General features: G+C 70.1%; 16 protein-coding genes and 1 pseudogene. 9 read left to right on the top strand and 8 right to left on the bottom strand.

Annotation, left to right across the window (positions count from 1 at the left end; genetic code table 11):
- Positions 1 to 2: 2 nt before the first annotated feature.
- The 7 genes and pseudogenes from gyrA to dnaA all read right to left on the bottom strand — a co-directional run.
- A complete protein-coding gene (gene gyrA, locus B124_RS29585) occupies positions 3 to 2645 on the bottom strand; it encodes a DNA gyrase subunit A (RefSeq protein ID WP_496506053.1) in 2643 nt (880 codons plus the stop codon).
- Between the two features lie 90 nt (positions 2646 to 2735).
- Positions 2736 to 4868, bottom strand: coding sequence for a DNA topoisomerase (ATP-hydrolyzing) subunit B (gene gyrB / locus B124_RS29580; RefSeq protein WP_496506052.1), 2133 nt, complete (start codon positions 4866 to 4868; stop codon positions 2736 to 2738).
- Positions 4869 to 5160: 292 nt separating this feature from the next.
- Complete coding sequence (locus B124_RS29575; RefSeq protein ID WP_496506051.1) at positions 5161 to 5772, bottom strand: DciA family protein; 612 nt, start codon at positions 5770 to 5772, stop codon at positions 5161 to 5163.
- Positions 5769 to 6902: a DNA replication/repair protein RecF gene (gene recF, locus B124_RS29570; RefSeq protein ID WP_496506050.1), complete on the bottom strand. Its 1134-nt coding sequence runs from the start codon at positions 6900 to 6902 to the stop codon at positions 5769 to 5771. Before recF ends, B124_RS29575 begins: the two co-directional genes overlap by 4 nt.
- A 78-nt stretch (positions 6903 to 6980) precedes the next feature.
- The gene (gnd, locus tag B124_RS29565; RefSeq protein WP_496506084.1) at positions 6981 to 7859 is read right to left on the bottom strand and encodes a phosphogluconate dehydrogenase (NAD(+)-dependent, decarboxylating); all 879 of its coding nucleotides are present in this window, start codon (positions 7857 to 7859) and stop codon (positions 6981 to 6983) included.
- Between the two features lie 55 nt (positions 7860 to 7914).
- Entirely contained in the window at positions 7915 to 9054 is a 1140-nt protein-coding gene (gene dnaN / locus B124_RS29560; RefSeq protein WP_496506083.1) for a DNA polymerase III subunit beta, read from the bottom strand.
- 814 nt (positions 9055 to 9868) lie between these two features.
- Positions 9869 to 11269: pseudogene (gene dnaA, locus B124_RS29555) on the bottom strand (chromosomal replication initiator protein DnaA); the annotation flags it as partial.
- An 871-nt stretch (positions 11270 to 12140) separates the two neighbouring features.
- Between dnaA and rpmH the strand changes: the two are divergent.
- The 9 genes from rpmH to B124_RS29510 all read left to right on the top strand — a co-directional run bounded on the left by rpmH (position 12141) and on the right by B124_RS29510 (position 18765).
- Entirely contained in the window at positions 12141 to 12278 is a 138-nt protein-coding gene (rpmH, locus tag B124_RS29550) for a 50S ribosomal protein L34 (RefSeq protein WP_496506049.1), read from the top strand.
- A gap of 16 nt (positions 12279 to 12294) precedes the next feature.
- Positions 12295 to 12663, top strand: a complete 369-nt coding sequence (rnpA, locus tag B124_RS29545; RefSeq protein WP_496506048.1) for a ribonuclease P protein component — start codon at positions 12295 to 12297, stop codon at positions 12661 to 12663.
- A complete protein-coding gene (gene yidD / locus B124_RS29540; protein ID WP_018838819.1) occupies positions 12660 to 12944 on the top strand; it encodes a membrane protein insertion efficiency factor YidD in 285 nt (94 codons plus the stop codon). Before rnpA ends, yidD begins: the two co-directional genes overlap by 4 nt.
- A 3-nt stretch (positions 12945 to 12947) precedes the next feature.
- Positions 12948 to 14219: a membrane protein insertase YidC gene (gene yidC, locus B124_RS29535; RefSeq protein WP_496506047.1), complete on the top strand. Its 1272-nt coding sequence runs from the start codon at positions 12948 to 12950 to the stop codon at positions 14217 to 14219.
- A gap of 110 nt (positions 14220 to 14329) precedes the next feature.
- On the top strand, positions 14330 to 14800 hold the full coding sequence (locus tag B124_RS29530; protein ID WP_496506082.1) for a Jag family protein: 471 nt from the start codon (positions 14330 to 14332) through the stop codon (positions 14798 to 14800).
- Between the two features lie 148 nt (positions 14801 to 14948).
- The gene (rsmG, locus tag B124_RS29525) at positions 14949 to 15650 is read left to right on the top strand and encodes a 16S rRNA (guanine(527)-N(7))-methyltransferase RsmG (RefSeq protein ID WP_496506081.1); all 702 of its coding nucleotides are present in this window, start codon (positions 14949 to 14951) and stop codon (positions 15648 to 15650) included.
- Between the two features lie 236 nt (positions 15651 to 15886).
- On the top strand, positions 15887 to 16930 hold the full coding sequence (locus B124_RS29520) for a ParA family protein (protein WP_496506046.1): 1044 nt from the start codon (positions 15887 to 15889) through the stop codon (positions 16928 to 16930).
- Positions 16927 to 18024: a ParB/RepB/Spo0J family partition protein gene (locus B124_RS29515; protein WP_496506045.1), complete on the top strand. Its 1098-nt coding sequence runs from the start codon at positions 16927 to 16929 to the stop codon at positions 18022 to 18024. The genes B124_RS29520 and B124_RS29515 overlap by 4 nt, the downstream gene beginning before the upstream one ends.
- 123 nt (positions 18025 to 18147) lie before the next feature.
- Entirely contained in the window at positions 18148 to 18765 is a 618-nt protein-coding gene (locus B124_RS29510) for a GNAT family N-acetyltransferase (RefSeq protein WP_496506044.1), read from the top strand.
- A gap of 70 nt (positions 18766 to 18835) precedes the next feature.
- Here B124_RS29510 and B124_RS29505 read toward each other — a convergent pair.
- The coding region (locus tag B124_RS29505; RefSeq protein WP_496506043.1) for an IS30 family transposase at positions 18836 to 19081 on the bottom strand (246 nt) is incomplete at its 5' end.

The following is a 19081-nucleotide window of genomic DNA, read 5'->3' as shown; positions in this document are numbered from 1 at the left end:
ACCTACTCCTCGCCTTCACCGTCCGCGGCGCCCTTGGCCCCGGCGTCCGTGCTCCCGGCTCCGTCTGCGACGGCTGCCCCCTCGGCAGCGCCGTCGGCGTCGGCGGCCTCCTCGACCTCCTCCGCCTCCCGGCCGGCTTCGGCGTTCCGCGCGATGCCGACCACGGCGTCCCGCTTCCCCAGGTTGATCAGTTGGACGCCCATGGTGTCACGGCCCGTCTCCCTGACCTCATCGACCCGCGTACGGATCACGCCGCCGCCGAGCGTGATGGCGAGGATCTCGTCCGTCTCCTCCACCACCAGCGCGCCGACCAGCGAACCCCGGTCCTCCACCAGCTTCGCCGCCTTGATGCCGAGTCCGCCTCGCCCCTGAACGCGGTAGTCGTCCACGTTCGTACGCTTCGCGTACCCGCCGTCGGTGGCGGTGAACACGAACGTACCGGGCCGCACGACATTCATCGAGAGGAGTTCGTCACCCTCGCGGAAGCTCATGCCCTTCACACCGGAGGTGGCGCGGCCCATCGGGCGCAGCGCCTCGTCCGTTGCAGTGAAACGGATCGATTGGGCCTTCCTGCTGACGAGCAGCACATCGTCCTCGGCCGAGACCAGCTCGGCACCGATCACCTCGTCCGGCGAGCCGTCCGGCATCTCCCGCAGGTTGATCGCGATCACGCCGCCCTGGCGGGGCGAGTCGTAGTCCTTGAGCACCGTCTTCTTCACCAGCCCGGCCTTGGTGGCGAGCACCAGGTACGGCGCGGCGGCGTAGTCCCGGATCGCCAGGATCTCCGCGATGTGCTCGTCCGGCTGGAACGCCAGCAGGTTCGCGACGTGCTGGCCCTTGGCGTCGCGGCCGGCGTCCGGCAGCTCGTACGCCTTGGCGCGGTACACCCGGCCCTTGTTCGTGAAGAACAGCAGCCAGTGGTGGGTGGTGGAGACGAAGAAGTGGTCGACGATGTCGTCCTCGCGCAGCCGCGTCCCGCGTACGCCCTTGCCGCCGCGCTTCTGCGCGCGGTAGTCGGTGCTCTTCGTCCGCTTCACATAGCCGCCGCGGGTGATCGTGACGACGATGTCCTCCTCGGCGATCAGGTCCTCGATGGACACGTCGCCCTCGAAGGGCACGAGCTGCGTACGCCGGTCGTCGCCGAACTTCGCGACGATCGCCGCCAGCTCCTCGCTGATGATCTGCCGCTGCCGCTCGGGGGAGGCGAGGATCGCGTTGTAGTCGTCGATCTTCGCCTGGAGCTCGTCGTGCTCCGCGGTGATCTTCTGGCGCTCCAGGGCGGCCAGCCGGCGGAGCTGCATCTCCAGGATCGCGTTCGCCTGGATCTCGTCGATCTCCAGCAGGTCCATCAGGCCCCGGCGCGCCACGTCCACCGTCTGCGAGGCCCGGATCAGCGCGATGACCTCGTCGATCGCGTCCAGCGCCTTCAGCAGGCCGCGCAGGATGTGCGCCCGCTCCTCGGCCTTGCGCAGCCGGAAGGTGGTGCGGCGGACGATGACGTCGATCTGGTGGTCCACCCAGTGGCGGATGAACGCGTCCAGCGACAGCGTGCGCGGCACGCCGTCGACCAGCGCCAGCATGTTGGCACCGAAGTTCGTCTGCAGGTCGGTGTGCTTGTAGAGGTTGTTCAGCACGACCTTCGCGACGGCGTCCCGGCGCAGCACGATGACCAGCCGCTGGCCCGTACGCGACGAGGTCTCGTCCCGGACGTCGGCGATGCCCGTCAGCCGGCCGTCCTTCACCCCGTCGGCGATCTTCTGCGCCAGGTTGTCGGGGTTGACCTGGTACGGCAGCTCGGTAACCACCAGGCACTGCCGGTCCTGGATCTCCTCCACCTCGACCACCGCGCGCATCGGGATCGAGCCGCGGCCGGTGCGGTACGCCTCCTCGATGCCCTTGCGGCCGACGACCAGCGCGCCGCTGGGGAAGTCCGGGCCCTTGATGCGCGCGAGGAGGGCTTCGAGCAGCTCGTCGCTGGACGCCTCGGGGTGCTCCAGGTACCACTGCACCCCCTCGGCGACCTCCCGCAGGTTGTGCGGCGGGATGTTCGTCGCCATGCCGACCGCGATCCCCGCCGAGCCGTTGATCAGCAGGTTCGGGAAGCGGGCGGGCAGGACAGTGGGCTCCTGGGAGCGGCCGTCGTAGTTGTCCCCGAAGTCGACGGTCTCCTCGTCGATGTCGCGGAGCATCTCCATCGCCAGCGGCGCCATCCGGCACTCGGTGTAGCGCATGGCGGCGGCCGGGTCGTTGCCCGGGGAGCCGAAGTTGCCGTTGCCGTCGACGAGCGGCATCCGCATCGACCACGGCTGTGCCAGCCGCACCAGGGCGTCGTAGATCGCCGAGTCGCCGTGCGGGTGGTAGTTGCCCATCACGTCGCCGACGACGCGCGCGCACTTGAAGTACCCGCGCTCCGGGCGGTAGCCGCCCTCGTACATCGAGTACAGCACGCGGCGGTGCACCGGCTTCAGCCCGTCGCGGATGTCCGGCAGCGCACGCGAGACGATCACGCTCATCGCGTAGTCGAGATAGCTGCGCTGCATCTCGGTCTCGAGCGAGACGGCGTCCACGCGCAGCACGATGCCGCCGTCTTCGCCCTCGCCGTCCGGCTGCGGGTCGGGGTTCTGGGGAGTGAGCTCGTCGGCCATTGCGGGTCTTTTCTACCTTTTCGTAGAGGTCTCGAAGGCGGTCGGTCGCGCTCCCGGGCGGGGAGCCCCGGGCGCCCGGGCGGGGCCGACTCAGATGTCGAGGAAGCGGACGTCCTTGGCGTTGCGCTGGATGAACGAGCGGCGTGCCTCGACGTCCTCGCCCATGAGCACCGAGAACAGGTCGTCCGCCGCGGCGGCGTCGTCGAGCGTGACCTGGCGCAGCACGCGGTGGGCCGGGTCCATGGTGGTGACCCGCAGCTCCTCCGCGTTCATCTCGCCCAGGCCCTTGAAACGCTGGATCGAGTCGTCCCTGATCCGCTTGCCCGCCGCGCGGCCCAGCTCGATGAGCTGGTCCCGCTCGCGGTCGGAGTAGGCGTACTCGAACTCGTCCCTGGTCCACTTGATCTTGTACAGCGGGGGCTGGGCCAGGAACACGTGGCCGCCCTCGATCAGCGGGCGCATGAAGCGGAACAGGAGCGTCAGCAGCAGCGTCTGGATGTGCTGGCCGTCGACGTCCGCGTCGGCCATCAGCACGATCTTGTGATACCGCAGCTTGTCGAGGTCGAAGTCCTCGTGGATGCCGGTGCCGAACGCCGAGATCAGCGCCTGCACCTCCGTGTTCTGCAGCACCCGGTCGATCCGGGCCTTCTCCACGTTGAGGATCTTGCCGCGGATCGGGAGGATCGCCTGGTACCGGGGGTTGCGGCCGGACTTCGCCGAGCCGCCCGCGGAGTCGCCCTCCACGATGAAGATCTCGCACTTGGACGGGTCGTTCGACTGGCAGTCGCTCAGCTTGCCCGGCAGCGACGCCGTCTCCAGCAGCCCCTTGCGCCGCGTCAGGTCGCGCGCCTTGCGGGCCGCCACGCGGGCCGTCGCCGCCTGGATGGACTTGCGGACGATGTCCGCGGCCTCGTTCGGGTTCCGGTCCAGCCAGTCCGTCAGATGCTCGTGCGTGACCTTCTGCACGAAGGTCTTCGCCTCCGTGTTGCCCAGCTTGGTCTTCGTCTGGCCCTCGAACTGCGGCTCGCTCAGCTTGACCGAGATGATCGAGGTCAGGCCCTCGCGGATGTCCTCGCCGGTGAGGTTGTCGTCCTTCTCGCGCAGCAGCTTACGGTCGCGCGCGTACCGGTTCACCAGGCCCGTGAGCGCCGCCCGGAAGCCCTCCTCGTGGGTGCCGCCCTCGTGGGTGTGGATCGTGTTCGCGAACGAGTACACGCCCTCGCTGTACTGGGTGTTCCACTGCATCGCGATCTCGACGGAGATCTTGCGCTCGGTGTCCTCGGCCTCGAAGTCGATCACCGACGGGTGCACCGGCTCGCCCTTGCGCGAGTTCAGGTGGCGTACGAAGTCGGAGATGCCGCCCTCGTAGTGGTACGTGACGCTGCGCGCCTTGTCCTCGTTCTCGGCGCCCGCGGTGTCCGCGCCCGAGGTCTGCTTCGCCGCCGCCCGCTCGTCCGTCAGCGTGATCGACAGCCCCTTGTTCAGGAACGCCATCTCCTGGAAGCGGCGCGACAGCGTCTCGAACGAGTAGTCCGTCGTCTCAAAGACGTCGCTGTCCGCCCAGAACGTGACCGTGGTGCCGGTCTCGTCCGTCGCCTCGTTCCGCGCCAGCGGCTCGGTCGGGATGCCCAGCTTGTAGTCCTGTGTCCAGCGGTAGCCGTCGGTCTTGACCTCCACCGACAGCCGGGTAGAAAGCGCGTTCACGACGGACACGCCGACGCCGTGCAGACCGCCGGAGACCGCGTACCCGCCGCCGCCGAACTTGCCGCCCGCGTGCAGCACCGTCAGCACGACCTCCACCGCCGGCTTGTTCTCCGACGGCACGATGCCCACCGGGATACCGCGGCCGTTGTCGACGACGCGCACGCCGCCGTCGGCGAGCAGCGTCACCTCGATCGCGTCCGCGTGGCCGGCCATCGCCTCGTCCACCGAGTTGTCCACGACCTCCTGCACCAGGTGGTGCAGACCGCGCTCACCGGTCGAGCCGATGTACATGCCGGGGCGCTTGCGTACGGCGTCCAGGCCCTCCAGGACCGTGATCGCGCTCGCGTCGTACGCCGCGTCCTCGACGGCCTCCGCCTCCGCGTGGGCGAGTGCCCGCTCGGCAGCCGCGACCGCCGCCTCCGTGGCGCCGTCGGCGCCCGGAGAGACGTTCTCGCTGGCAGGGATGTTCTCGTTGGAGTTGCCGGAATCGGCCACGAAGCGCCCTTTCTGGCACAGCACGGGCCACTCTCCTGGCTGAGCGGGAGCGGCCGCGTCGTTGTTGGTCAGCGTGTTCCGCAAGTGGGCGGGTTGCTCCCCAGTCTACCGGTAGCCCACGACAGAATGGCGGTTTGCAGGTGCCTGAACCCGCATGTGGCGCCCTGAACATCTGCCCGCCGAGGGGGGCTGCACACACCGGGGCCTGCAGAGCCTCTGAGCGCCACTCAGCGCTTCGGGGCGTCAACCATGAGCTACTGTGACCGACCTCACTCCATCACAGGTTTACCGACCGGGTTCAGCAGAAGGTACGGGCCTACCCGTACGTGTCCCCGGGACCCCGGCTCCCCGGTGCCCGCAGCGGCCCGAAGCGCCGCCCGCCGCCCCCCGGGCCCACCACTTTGATCAGCTTCACGGTGCCCTGGCCCAGCTCCTCGTTCAGCCGCGCCACCAACTGCGGCGCCAGCAGCCGCAACTGCGTCGCCCACGCCGTGGAGTCGCACACCACCACGAGCACCCGCTCCTGCTCGTCGTACCGCTCGGGCGCGCAGTGCTGCGCCACTTCCGGCCCGACGAGCTGCGGCCAGCGGCCCATCACACCGCCCACGGCCGCCGGCGCCTCCCAGCCCCGCTCGGTGATCAGCCGGCTCACCGCGGCACCCAGCGGCAGCGGATCGCGGCCGTCGGCGCGGGCGCCCGAGCGCAGCCCGCCGTCGCGGCGGGCCTGCCGGCGCTGCTGCGCCGCCGCACCCCGCGCACGGGCCTCCGCGCGCGCCGCCCGCAGGGCCACACGCGCCAAGTCGACACCGGAGGGCTCGGGAGCGGCCGGAGACCCCGCCGTCGACCCCGCCGGAGACCCGGGAGCGCCGGAGTCCGCGGACGGGCCGGGGCGTCCGGCACCTTCGGGACGTACGGGCTCCTCGCTCATCCGCGCTCCACCCGCCCGTCGGCCACCGTGAACCGCGCCCCAGCCAGCGCCCCCGGCACGTCCTCGGCCACCGCCGCCGTCACCAGCACCTGCTCGCCGGGCGCCACCAGCTCCGCCAGCCGCTCCCGCCGCCGCGCGTCCAGCTCCGCGAACACGTCGTCCAGCACCAGCACCGGCTCCCCGCCGCCCTCGCCGCGCAGCAGCTCGTACGACGCGAGCCGCAGCGCCAGCGCGTAGGACCACGACTCCCCGTGCGACGCGTACCCCTTCGCCGGCAGCTCGCCCAGCTTCAGCACCAAGTCGTCGCGGTGCGGACCCACCAGCGTCACGCCCCGCTCGATCTCCTGCTTCCGCGCCTGGGCCATCGCCTCCAGCAGCAGCCCCGCGAACTCCTCGCGGGTACGCGCCTCCGCAAACCGCCCGCCCGCCGGCGACCGGTACTCACACGCCACCGGACCGCCGCCCGGCGCCACCTGCTCGTACGCCTTGTCCACCAGCGGCTGCAGCAGCGAGATCAGGTCCAGGCGCTGCGCCAGCAGCTCCGCGCCGGCCCGCGCCAGATGCTGGTCCCACACGTCCAGCGTCGACAGATCCAACTGCCGCCCGCCGTGCCGCCGCGCCATCGCGGCCGTCTTCAGCAGCGTGTTGCGCTGCTTGAGCACCCGGTCGTAGTCGCTGCGCACGCCCGCCAGCCGTGGCGCACGCGCCGTGATCAGCTCGTCGAGAAACCGGCGCCGCTGATCCGGATCGCCCTTGACCAGCGCCAGGTCCTCCGGCGCGAACAGCACCGAGCGCAGCACGCCCAGCAGGTCGCGCGGACGCACCTGGGACGAACGGTTCAGCCGCGCCCTGTTCGCCTTGCCCGGGTTCAGCTCCAGCTCCACGAGCTGCTGCCGGCCGTCCTGAGTCACCGCGGCCCGTACCACCGCACGCGCCGCGCCCATCCGCACCAGCGGCGCGTCCGCGGACACCCGGTGGCTGCCGAGCGTCGCGAGATAGCCGACCGCCTCGACCAGATTCGTCTTGCCCTGGCCGTTCGGCCCGACGAACGCCGTCACCCCCGGGTCGAGGGGCACCTCCGCCCGCTCATACGAACGGAAGTCGGCCAGCGAGAGATGAGACACGTGCATGGCCCGACGCCGACCTCCCCAGGCAGACGGCCGATTCACCGAACAGCGGGCCGGCGCTGCCGCCGGCCACCCGGCAGGTTACTTCTCCTCCTTGACCGCGTGGCCACCGAACTGGTTCCGCAGCGCAGCGATCATCTTCATCTGCGGCGAGTCGTCCTGGCGCGAGGCGAAGCGGGCGAAGAGCGACGCCGTGATCGCCGGCAGCGGCACCGCGTGGTCGATGCCCGCCTCCACCGTCCACCGGCCCTCGCCGGAGTCCTCCGCGTACCCGCGGAGCTTGTCCAGGTGCTCGTCATCGTCCATCGCCCGGACCGCCAGGTCCAGCAGCCAGGAGCGGATGACCGTACCCTCCTGCCAGGAACGGAACACCTCGCGCACGTCGGTGACGGAGTCCGCGGCCTCCAGCAGCTCCCAGCCCTCGGCGAAGGCCTGCATCATCGCGTACTCGATGCCATTGTGGACCATCTTCGCGAAGTGCCCCGCGCCGACCTTGCCGGCGTGGACGGAGCCGTACTCGCCCTCCGGCTTCAGCGCGTCGAAGACCGGCTGCACCCGCGCCACGTGCTCGGCGTCGCCGCCGTACATCAGCGCATAGCCGTTCTCCAGCCCCCACACGCCTCCGGAGACGCCGCAGTCCACAAAGCCGATGCCTTTCGCACCCAGCTCCTCGGCGTGCTTCTCGTCATCCGTCCAGCGCGAGTTGCCGCCGTCCACGAGCACGTCGCCGGGTTCGAGCAGCTCCGCCAGCTCGTCGACGGTCGACTGCGTGGCCGCGCCCGCGGGCACCATCACCCACACCACGCGCGGGGCGGGCAGTGCGTCCACAAGAGCCTTCAGGCTGTGGACATCGGCGACATCCGGATTGCGGTCGTACCCCACGACGGTGTGACCCGCACGCCGGATGCGCTCACGCATGTTCCCGCCCATCCGGCCGAGACCCACGAGACCGAGCTCCATCACTGCCCCTTCGTCCATCTGTGCGTCTTATCGGGTCCGAGCCTACGCCGGACCCTCAGCCGCTCAGCCGCACGGGCATGATCAGGTACTTGTACGCCTCGTCCGCCTCGGCGTCGAGCGCGGGCTTGCCGCTGAGCAGCGCCGGCTTCGTCGACGTCGTGAACGAGAGCTGCGCCGCGGGCGAGTCGATCGCGCTCAGCCCGTCGAGCAGGAACGTGGGGTTGAAGGCGATCGAGATGTCGTCGCCCTCAAGATGCGCGTCCACCCTTTCCACAGCCTGTGCGTCGTCGCTTGAACCGGCCTCCAGCGTCAGCACCCCCTGCTCGAAGCTCAGCCGCACCGGGGTGTTCCGCTCGGCCACGAGCGCCACGCGCTTCACGGCCTCGACGAACGGCGGGGTCTCGATGACCGCCACCGAGTTGAACTCCGTGGGGAACAGCGTGCGGTACTTCGGCAGGTCGCCCTCGATCAGCCGCGTCGTCGTCCGCCGGCCGGCGCCCTCGAACCCGATCAGGCCCTCGCCGGCACCGGCGCCCGACAGCGCGAGCGTCACGATGTCACCGCTGGTCAGCGACTTGGCCGTGTCCAGGAGCGTCTTGGCGGGGACGAGAGCCACCGAAGAGGCGTCCGCGGTCTCCGGCTTCCACAGGAACTCGCGGACCGCGAAGCGGTACCGGTCCGTGGAGGCCAGCGTGACCGTGTCGCCCTCGATCTCGATCCGCACGCCCGTGAGCACCGGCAGCGTGTCGTCCCGGCCGGCGGCGATGGCGACCTGCGCGACGGCGGCGGCGAAGACCTCGCCGGAGACCGTGCCGGTCGCGGTCGGCATCTCCGGCAGCGCCGGATACTCCTCCACAGGCAGGGTGTGGAGTGTGAACCGCGAGGAGCCGCAGACCACGGTGACTCGGACGCCGTCCGTGGAGATCTCCACAGGCCTGTTGGGAAGCGCGCGGGAGATGTCGGCGAGCAGCCGCCCGGAGACGAGGACCGTGCCGTCCTCCTCCACGTCCGCCTCCACCGAGACGCGGGCGGAGACCTCGTAGTCGAAGCCGGAGAGGCTGAGGGTCCCGCCGTCCGCGCCGTCGGCTTTCAGCAGCAGCCCGGCGAGCACCGGCGCAGGCGGCCGGGCCGGGAGGCTGCGCGCCGCCCAGGCCACTGCCTCCGCGAGTACGTCGCGCTCCACCCGGATCTTCACGGAGACCGCCTCCTGGTGCTCTCGGCCCTTGCCGGCTCGGTTGGTGTGGGAGACCAGTCTGACGCACGCCACCGACACAGGGGGTGGGTCGGGGTCAACTCGTCGCCGTCGCCCTCGAAGGCCGTCGACCGCACTTGTGCACAGGCCCTGCTTCGAAGCGGATTCCGAGCTAGATACGTGTAGAGGTAGTAGTAGGGCTTGTGGAAACCGTGGAAAACCCTGTCTGCGCAGGTCAGCCCGCGAATTTTGCCCACAGGCGGGTTGGGGACGGAGGGTGGATAACCCGCGGTTCCTGTGGACGGGGCCCGGCTGTGCACAGGCCGTTCACAGGCAGGGGCCACTTAGCCACAGCTCCATCCCCAGAGTTACCCGGGTTTCTGCACAGCCAATCCGGCCTCTCGGTGTGACGGCTTTCACTCGACCCGGTGAAGGCGCGCGTTGCGTTGCCGAACAGTGGACAACCTTGTGGACAGGCTGTGTACAGAGCGGGGTTTTCTGTGGGTGAGTGGTCTTCCGCGGTGGACAGCGCTCGCGGCCGGTCGGCGCACTCCCGGGCGTCCACAGGGTGTGGGCAACGGCCGCCCACAAATTCACACCCCGGTGAGCTGCATGGACGCGAGTTGTCCAGATCGCGTCCACACCCTCCGGTGGGTAACTCGCCGATCCCCAGGGTGTGGACGGCCGGGAGCGCGCCGAGGTGTGGAGAAGTGCCAGTTCAGGGCCGGGAATCGAACAGGGCGCGGGGGCTCGGCTGTTCGGGTACGCGCACGGGGCGGGCGCAGGGGTGGGGCGCAAGGGCGGGGCGCGGCGCCCGCTAGCTGTTCTTGATGCGGTTGGTCAGCTCGGTGACCTGGTTGTAGATCGAGCGCCGCTCGGCCATCAGCGCCCGGATTTTGCGGTCCGCGTGCATGACGGTGGTGTGGTCCCGGTTGCCGAACTGGGCGCCGATCTTCGGCAGCGAGAGGTCTGTCAGCTCCCGGCACAGGTACATGGCGATCTGGCGCGCGGTGACCAGCACGCGGCTGCGGGAGGAGCCGCACAGGTCCTCCACCGTCAACCCGAAGTAGTCGGCGGTGGCAGCCATGATCGCCGCGGCGGTGATCTCCGGGGCCGCGTCCTCGCCGCCGGGGATGAGGTCCTTCAGCACGATCTCGGTGAGCCCGAGGTCCACCGGCTGCCGGTTGAGCGAGGCGAAGGCCGTGACCCGGATCAGGGCGCCCTCCAGCTCGCGGATGTTGCGGGAGATCCGGGAGGCGATGAACTCCAGCACCTCCGGCGGCGCGTTCAACTGCTCCTGGACCGCCTTCTTGCGCAGGATCGCGATCCGGGTCTCCAGCTCCGGCGGCTGCACGTCGGTGATCAGGCCCCACTCGAAGCGGTTGCGGAGCCGGTCCTCCAGGGTGATCAGCTGCTTGGGCGGCCGGTCGCTGGAGAGCACGATCTGCTTGTTGGCGTTGTGCAGCGTGTTGAAGGTGTGGAAGAACTCCTCCTGCGTCGACTCCTTGCTCGCCAGGAACTGGACGTCGTCGACCAGGAGGATGTCCATGTCGCGGTAGCGCTTGCGGAACGTGTCCGCCTTGCCGTCGCGGATGGAGTTGATGAACTCGTTGGTGAACTCCTCTGAGCTCACGTAGCGCACGCGGGTGCCGGGGTAGAGGCTGCGGGCGTAGTGGCCGATGGCGTGCAGCAGGTGCGTCTTGCCCAGACCGGACTCGCCGTAGATGAACAGCGGGTTGTACGCCTTGGCCGGGGCCTCGGCGACGGCGACCGCCGCGGCGTGCGCGAAGCGGTTGGAGGCGCCGATGACGAAGGTGTCGAAGAGGTACTTCGGGTTCAGCCGCGCGGTCGGCTCGCCGGGCCCCGTGGCCGGGGCGGGCTGGGCGGCGAGCGGGCCGGGCGCGCCGCTGGGCGCGGGCAGCTCGACGTTGCCCATGGCCTGGACGAGCGGCGGGACCTGGGCGCCGGAGGGGCCGGGGCCGCCGGGGTGGGCGTACCTGTCGTGGGCGGGGCGCTGCGCGAGGTGGTCGTGGGCCGCGTAGTAGTCGGCGGCGTCGGTGCCTCCCGCCCCGTCGGGCTGGGCGCCGGGCGGGCCCGGGTGGTGGTCGGCGCGGGGCCAGGCGGCCGGCGCCGGGCGCGGCTGGGCGTACTCGGGGTACGTCGGGGCGGCGGTGGGCAGGCGGTCGTCCCCGGGGGCCGGGCGGCTGTAGGCGTCGTACGGCGGCTCGGGCAGCAGGCCGCCGCTGTTCTGGTGGCTCTGGTGGCCCTGGTGCGGGGGCCCCGCGGCGGTGTGGGGCAGCGGGAGGTGCGGAGCGGCGGGGTATGCGGCCTGCTCGTGCGCCGGCGGCTGCGGGCCCTGCGGGGTGTGGGGTACGTGCAGGCCGTGCCCGCTCGGCTCGGGCCCCGGCTGCGCGGGCGGGGGCGGGGGCTGCTGCGGCTTCGACTCCGGCTCGCCGGGGCTGACGGTGACGGCCAGGCCGATGGGCTGGTGGCAGGCGTGGCTCAGCGCCTCGGTGATCTTGGAGGCGAGACGGCCCTCGAAGACGCCTTTCGCGTACTCGTTGGGCACGGCCAGCACGGCGGTGCCGGCGACGAGGACGAGGGGCTGGCAGTCGCGCAGCCACCGGTGGTCCTTGGCCTCGATGCCCTGGTCGTCCGCGAGCAGCCGTTCGAGCACGCGTGGCCAGACTGCAGCGAGATCGGCAGGCAGGTCGGCCACGGGGCACGCTCTTTCAGGTCACGGCAGGTCACGAAGGTGTGATCTCGGGACGGGTGGGATGGATCCGCGCAAGGGTCGGAAGTCCAGCCACGGTAGTCACGCCGACCTGCCCCATTCAAGTCGTTGTCCACAGGCTGTGCACAGTGTCCTATGGTGTGTCGGCCGCACCGGGCGGGTTTGACCGGACGGCAGCCGCCCGCGTACCGTGTCGAGGTCGAGATGTCGACGGCTGCTGCCGCCTGCCTCCGATCAGTCTCAGGCCGCGACAGTGATCATGTCACGTGTCGGGCGATGACGAGCCGGCTCGAGGGCGCACGGTGGCAGCCGTTCGGCGCCTAACCACCCGTGACGATTCTCCTGGAGCCCCCGAGTGAGCAAGCGCACTTTCCAGCCGAACAACCGCAAGCGTGCCAAGACGCACGGCTTCCGGCTGCGTATGCGTACCCGCGCCGGCCGTGCCGTCATCACGGCCCGTCGCAACAAGGGTCGCGCACGCCTGTCCGCCTGACCCCGTTGGTCTGCCCGTGCTGCCCGCTGAGCACCGGCTGCGGCGGCGCGAGGACTTCGCCCGAGCGGTACGCCGCGGACGACGGGCTGGCCGCCCGCTGCTCGTCGTCCATCTGAACAGCGGCGGTGACCCGCATGCCGCCGGGGAGAACGCCTCCCCGCCGCGTGCGGGTTTCGTCGTCAGCCGGGCCGTCGGGCCGGCGGTCGCGCGCAACCTCGTCAAGCGTCGCCTGCGTCATCTCATACGGGATCGGATGGATGAGCTGCCCGCAGGTAGCCTGGTGGTCGTACGGGCGCTGCCTGGCGCCGCGGAGGCCGGCTTCGACCGGCTGCGCGATGACCTGGACGCAGCGCTGGGGCGGTTGCTGGGAAGGGCGCCGCGATGAAGTATCCGCTGCTTTGGTTGATCAAGCTGTACCAGTGGACCATCAGCCCGCTGCTCGGGCCGGTCTGCAAGTACTACCCGTCGTGCTCGCACTACGGCTATGAGGCGATCCGGCTGCACGGCGCGGTCAAAGGCACGGGCCTGACCGCCTGGCGCATCCTGCGCTGCAATCCGTGGTCGCTCGGCGGGGTCGACCATGTTCCGCCCCGCAAGCATCCGGTCTGGCACCAGCGGCTGCGCAGCCGCCTGGGCAAGACGCAGCCCAAGGCCCAAGGAGCCTGATTCGTGGACACGATCCTCGGTCCTCTCTATACGGCAGTTTCCTGGATCATCGTCCAGTTCCACTCGCTGTTCAGCCTCGTTTTCCCCGAGGACAGCGGCTGGGCCTGGGGGTTGTCCATCGTGGCGCTGGTGGTCGTGATCCGCGTCGCCCTGATCCCGCTCTTCGTGAAGCAGATCAAGGCGACGCGGAACATGCAGGTGCTGCAGCCGAAGATGAAGGCGATCCAGGAGCGCTACAAGAACGACAAGCAGCGCCAGTCCGAGGAGATGATGAAGCTGTACCGGGAGACGGGTACCAACCCGCTCTCGAGCTGTCTTCCCATCCTCGCCCAGTCCCCCTTCTTCCTGGCGCTCTTCCAGGTGCTGAACAAGATCGCCGGCAACCACGAGGTCGGCGTCCTCAACGCCACGCAGGTCGAGCAGGCCCGTGAGGCCCACGTCTTCGGGGCTCCGATCGCGGCGAAGTTCATGGACAGCGCGAGCAAGGTAGAGAGCCTCGGCTCCACGCTCGCGGACGTGCGGGTCGTCACCATCATCATGATCGTGCTGATGTCGGGTTCGCAGTTCTACACGCAGCGTCAGCTCATGACGAAGAACGTCGACCTGACGGTCAAGACGCCGTTCATGCAGCAGCAGAAGATGCTGATGTACATCTTCCCGCTCATGTTCGCCGTCTTCGGCATCAACTTCCCCGTCGGCGTCCTGATCTACTGGCTGACGACCAACGTGTGGTCCATGGGCCAGCAGATGTACGTGATCAAGCGGAACCCCACCCCGGGCAGCAAGTCCTACGCGCACCTGCTGGAGCGTATGCAGAAGCACGTCATCGCCCACGAGGGCGTGCGCGGCCGCCGCGACCGCTACGTCGTCAAGCAGATGGTCGCCAAGGGCAAGGACCGCAACGAGGACGAGAAGAAGTTCGTCTCGGCGCTGGCCAAGCACGACCTGAAGCCTCAGGCGGACGGCACCGTGATCAAGAGCGAGACCCCGCTGGCCGACGCCAAGCCCGGCGGCGGCGACCCCGGCCGGCGGCAGCAGCCGAAGCGGCAGTCGAAGTCCCAGCGCCGCAGCCACGCCCAGTCCGGCGGCACCGGCCAGCGGCAGGAGAGCGGGGCCGGCGCCGCGGAGCCCGAGGACAAGAAGCCCGCGTCGAACGCCGAGAAGAAGAAGGCGGGCGGCTCATCCGGCAGCGGCGGTGCAGGCGGCAGCGCCCGTAACGCGAAGTCCGGTCAGCGCAAGGGGCCGCAGCGGCCCAAGCACCCGTCGAAGAAGTAAGAAGGAGTCCCCACGTGACGGACACCGCTTCCGCTACCGGCGAAGCCGGTTCGGAGACCGAGGCCAAGCCCGGGCAGCCCGAGGAGACCGACGCCACGGCCGAGGACGTCCTGACGCGCCTTGAGCAGGAAGGCGAGATCGCCGCCGACTATCTGGAGGAGCTGCTCGACATCGCGGACCTCGACGGCGACATCGACATGGACGTCGAGGGTGGCCGGGCCTCGGTGTCGATCATCAGTGAAGGGGCGTCGGACCGCCAGTTGCAGAAGCTGGTGGGGCGCGACGGCGAGGTGCTGGAAGCGCTGCAGGAGCTGACCCGGCTGGCCGTGCACCGGGAGACGGGGGACCGCAGCCGGCTGATGCTGGACATCGCGGGGTTCCGGGCGCGCAAGCGGGCGGAGCTGACCGAGCTGGGCACCGAGGCCGTGGAACGGGTGAAGGAGAGCGGCGAGCCGGAGAAGCTGCGCCCGATGTCGCCGTTCGAGCGCAAGGTGGTGCACGACGCGGTGAAGGCCGCGGGGCTCCGCAGCGAGTCGGAGGGCGAGGAGCCCGAGCGCCGCGTGGTCGTGCTCCCGGCTTGACCCGAACGTCACTGCTCCACCTCTGGGCCGGTTGATCCGACCGGCCCAGAGTGCTCTTCTGATACCTGCCGTCGCCAGCCCGCCCCCGCCCCGCCCCTGCTCCAGCGAGAGGACGTCCCCCGTGTCCGATGTTGCGGATCTTCCGCCGGTGCCGGAAGCCGCCGGCAAGGTCTTCGGCGGTGCCCTTCCGGACGCGGTGCGCTACGCCGAGCTGCTGGCCGACACGGCGGTGACGCGCGGGCTGATCGGCCCGCGGGAGGTCCCCCGGCTGTGGGAGCGACACCTGCTGAACTGCGCGGTGCTCGCCGAGGTGGTGCCCGAGGGCGTCGCGGTCTGCGACGTCGGCTCGGGTGCCGGGCTGCCGGGCATTCCGCTGGCGCTGGTCCGCCCCGACCTGCGGATCACGCTGCTGGAGCCACTGCTGCGGCGGACCCGGTTCCTCCAGGAGGTCACCGAGCTGCTGGGGCTTGAGCAGCAGGTGACCGTCGTCCGCGGCCGGGCCGAGGAGGTCCTCGGCACGCTGGAGCCCGTCCATGTGGTCACCGCGCGGGCGGTGGCCCCGCTGGACCGGCTGGCCGGCTGGGGAGTGCCGCTGCTGCGCCCGTACGGAGAGATGCTGGCTCTCAAGGGCGAGAGCGCCGAGGAGGAGCTGCGCGCCTCGAAGGCCGCGCTGCACAAGCTCGGCGTCACGGAGACCGAGATCGTGCATGTCGGAGCCGACGTGGTGGACCCGCCGGCGACCGTGGTGCGGGCCGTGGTGGGCGAGAGCCCGGGGGGCGTGCGGTTCGCTGCCAAGCGGGCCCGGGCCGCACGGAAGGGCGGTCGCGGCGGGCACGGCCGACGCCGTTAGTCTGCTCGTATCCGAAAGACGGCCGATCGGTCCATTAAAGCCGTCTACCTTACATGTACCGGAGTGTCGCCGCGGTGGTGCCCTCGGGGCTGTGCATCGTGTTTCACGTGAAACATCGTTCGTTGCTCCCCGGGATCCTCAGTCGAGGACGCGGTGCCGCAGAGGCCCGCAAATCGGCTGTGGACAAGGAATCATCCACAGGAGGACGGGCCTCGCTGGTTCGCGACCCCGAAAGCATGGCAGGCTCTGTGCAGTGCGAGTCTGAAGTCGAGGAGAGTGAATCCTTGCGGTCCGACGCCAATGTCGCGGGGCCGATGGCCGATCCGGTCCCCGGTCCCCGCTCCGAATCGGCGGATGTTTCACGTGAAACACCGCCCCCGATGGACGACACCCCGATCGGCCGTGCCGCTCAACTCGCCGTAGAGGCGCTCGGGCGGGCCGGTCAGGGTCTGCCGCGCCCTGAGCAGACCCGTGTGATGGTCGTCGCCAACCAGAAGGGCGGGGTCGGTAAGACCACCACCACGGTCAACCTGGCGGCATCCCTGGCCCTGCACGGGAATCGGGTGCTGGTCATCGACCTCGACCCGCAGGGCAATGCCTCGACCGCACTGGGCGTGGACCACCACGCCGAGGTGCCGTCGGTCTACGACGTGCTGGTGGAAGCCAAGCCGCTGGCCGAGGTGGTGCAGCCGGTCCCCGATGTCGAAGGGCTGTTCTGTGCGCCGGCGACCATCGATCTCGCGGGCGCGGAGATCGAGTTGGTCTCGCTGGTGGCGCGGGAGAGCCGGCTGAAGCGGGCGATCGACGCCTACGAACAGCCGTTGGACTACATCTTCATCGACTGTCCGCCGTCCCTCGGCCTGTTGACCGTCAACGCCATGGTGGCGGGCAACGAGGTCCTCATCCCCATCCAGTGCGAGTACTACGCGCTGGAGGGACTGGGGCAGTTGCTGCACAACGTCGACCTGGTGCGTGGGCATCTCAACCCCAGGCTCCATGTGTCGACGATCCTCCTCACGATGTACGACGGGAGGACGCGCCTGGCCTCCCAGGTGGCGGACGAGGTCCGGGGCCACTTCGGCGCCGAGGTGCTGAGGACCAGCATCCCGCGCTCGGTGCGGATCTCCGAGGCGCCGAGCTACGGCCAGACCGTCCTCACTTACGATCCGGGGTCAAGCGGCTCGCTCTCCTATCTGGAGGCGGCACGTGAGATGGCCCTGCGCGGTATGCCCAGACAGGGCGAGGCTCATCATGAGCGGCACGACGGAGGGGCTCAGTGACGGAACGACGCAGAGGACTGGGCCGTGGGCTGGGGGCGCTGATCCCCGCCGCTCCCACTCCCGCCGATGACTCGGGACCGCTGGTCGGCGGCGCCACCATGTCGCCGGCAGCGGTGCCGGTCATAGTGTCGGAGCGGGCGCCGGAGGCCCTGGCGCAGGGGTACGAGGAGCAGGCGCCGGAGCACGTCTACGAGGCGCCGCAGGCCGTCGAGGGTGCCGCGGACAGCGGCGAAGTGGCCGGTGCGCACTTCGCCGAGGTTCCGCTGGACGCCATCACGCCGAACCCGCGGCAGCCGCGGGAGGTGTTCGACGAGGACTCCCTCGCCGAACTGGTCACCTCCATCCAGGAGGTCGGGCTCCTCCAGCCGGTCGTCGTCCGCCGGCTGGACCCGGACCGCTATGAGCTGGTCATGGGTGAGCGCCGCTGGCGTGCCTGCCGCGAGGCCGGCATGGAGCGGATCCCCGCGATCGTCCGCGCCACGGACGACGAGAAGCTCCTCCTGGACGCGCTGCTGGAGAACCTGCATCGGGCGCAGCTCAACCCGCTGGAAGAGGCCGCCGCCTACGACCAGTTGCTGCGGGACTTTGAGTGCACGCACGACCAGCTCGCCGACCGGATCGGCCGCTCCCGTCCGCAGGTCTCCAACACGCTGCGGCTGCTGCGGCTCTCGCCGCCCGTGCAGCGGCGGGTGGCGGCCGGGGTGATCTCCGCGGGCCATGCGCGGGCGCTGCTGTCCGTGGAGGACGCGGGCGAGCAGGACCGGCTGGCACACCGCATCGTGGCCGAGGGGCTGTCGGTGCGTGCCGTCGAGGAGATCGTGACCCTCATGGCGTCGGAGCCCAAGAGCGGGCGCCGCCCGAAGGCGCCGCGGGCCGGCAACCGGATGTCGCCGGCGCTGACTGATCTGGCGTCCCGGCTCTCCGACCGCTTCGAGACCCGGGTGAAGGTCGACCTCGGGCAGAAGAAGGGGAAGATCGTCGTCGAGTTCGCCTCGATAGAGGATCTGGAGCGCATCCTCGGCTCGATGGCACCCGGCGAGGGCAAGGTGCTGGAGAAGAAGCTGAGCGGTGAGGACGCCGACGAGGACGAGTGACCCACTCCCCTCCTCGTTCCACGAGACAGGCCGCGGACGGAATCCGCGGCCTGTTTTGTCGTCTCCGGATACGATGCATACGGGTATCGAGGGGGATGCCGGTGAAGGAGGGGATCGGGCTCCATGGGGCGAAGGCTCGTACCGCTCACCCTGGACAACCTCCCGGACGTCCCCAAGCGCTGCCGCTCGTGCGTCTTCTGGGAGCTGGATCACGTCAGCGGTGAAGCCGCCGCCAAGTCCGGGCACCCCGAGCGGGAGAAGGAAGCCTGGATCTCCTCCGTCCTGCTGGAGTGGGGATCCTGCGGCCGGGTCGTCTACGTCGACGACGTGCCGGCCGGGTTCGTCATGTACGCCCCGCCCGCCTACGTGCCCCGCTCTCTCGCCTTCCCGACGAGCCCGGTGTCGGCGGACGCCGTCCAACTGATGACCGCGTGGCTCAACCCGGGGTATCAGGGCCAGGGGCTGGGCCGGACCATCGTCCAGGCGGTCGCGAAGGATCTTCTCCGCCGGGGTGTGAAAGCCGTCGAGGCGTTCGGAGACGCGGCCTGGAAGGAGCCGGCGTGCGTGCTGCCGGCGGACCATCTGGTGTCGGTCGGCTTCAAGACCGTACGGCCCCACCACCGCTACCCCCGGATGCGGCTGGAGCTGCGCTCCGCGATCTCCTGGAAGGAAGACGTGGAGCTGGCGCTCGACAAGCTTCTCGGTGCCGCCCGCAAGGATCCGGTGCTGCGGCCTCTCTGACACCCGCCCCGGCACAACGAAGGGCCCGTCCCGCAGGCAGATTCTCGGGGTCCTCGCAACACCTGATGGCTTACGTGGTCGTCAGTAGATCACGCAGGCGCTCGGCTGGTGTTCTCCAGTCGAGCGTTTTGCGTGGTCGGCGGTTGAGTTGCTGGGCGACGTGTTCGAGGTCTTCTGGGCTGTGGACGGACAGGTCGGTGCCTTTGGGGAAGTACTGCCGCAGCAGGCCGTTGGTGTTCTCGTTCGATCCGCGTTGCCAGGGTGAGTGCGGGTCGCAGAAGTAGACCGGTACTCCCGTGGCCACGGTGATCTGTTT

This window comes from Streptomyces sp. CNP082, from assembly GCF_059570535.1.
The sequence above is the reverse complement of the archived record's forward strand: the minus strand, read 5'-3'. Positions and strand labels throughout refer to the sequence as shown.

Excerpts from the sequence above, each read along its gene's own strand:
- B124_RS29575 (WP_496506051.1), bottom strand. The coding sequence starts at position 5,772 with ATGAGCGAGGAGCCCGTACGTCCCGAAGGTGCCGGACGCCCCGGCCCG.
- B124_RS29510 (WP_496506044.1), top strand. The coding sequence starts at position 18,148 with ATGGGGCGAAGGCTCGTACCGCTCACCCTGGACAACCTCCCGGACGTC.
- gnd (WP_496506084.1), bottom strand. The coding sequence starts at position 7,859 with ATGGAGCTCGGTCTCGTGGGTCTCGGCCGGATGGGCGGGAACATGCGT.
- recF (WP_496506050.1), bottom strand. The coding sequence starts at position 6,902 with ATGCACGTGTCTCATCTCTCGCTGGCCGACTTCCGTTCGTATGAGCGG.
- yidD (WP_018838819.1), top strand. The coding sequence starts at position 12,660 with ATGAAGTATCCGCTGCTTTGGTTGATCAAGCTGTACCAGTGGACCATC.
- gyrA (WP_496506053.1), bottom strand. The coding sequence starts at position 2,645 with ATGGCCGACGAGCTCACTCCCCAGAACCCCGACCCGCAGCCGGACGGC.
- B124_RS29520 (WP_496506046.1), top strand. The coding sequence starts at position 15,887 with ATGGCAGGCTCTGTGCAGTGCGAGTCTGAAGTCGAGGAGAGTGAATCC.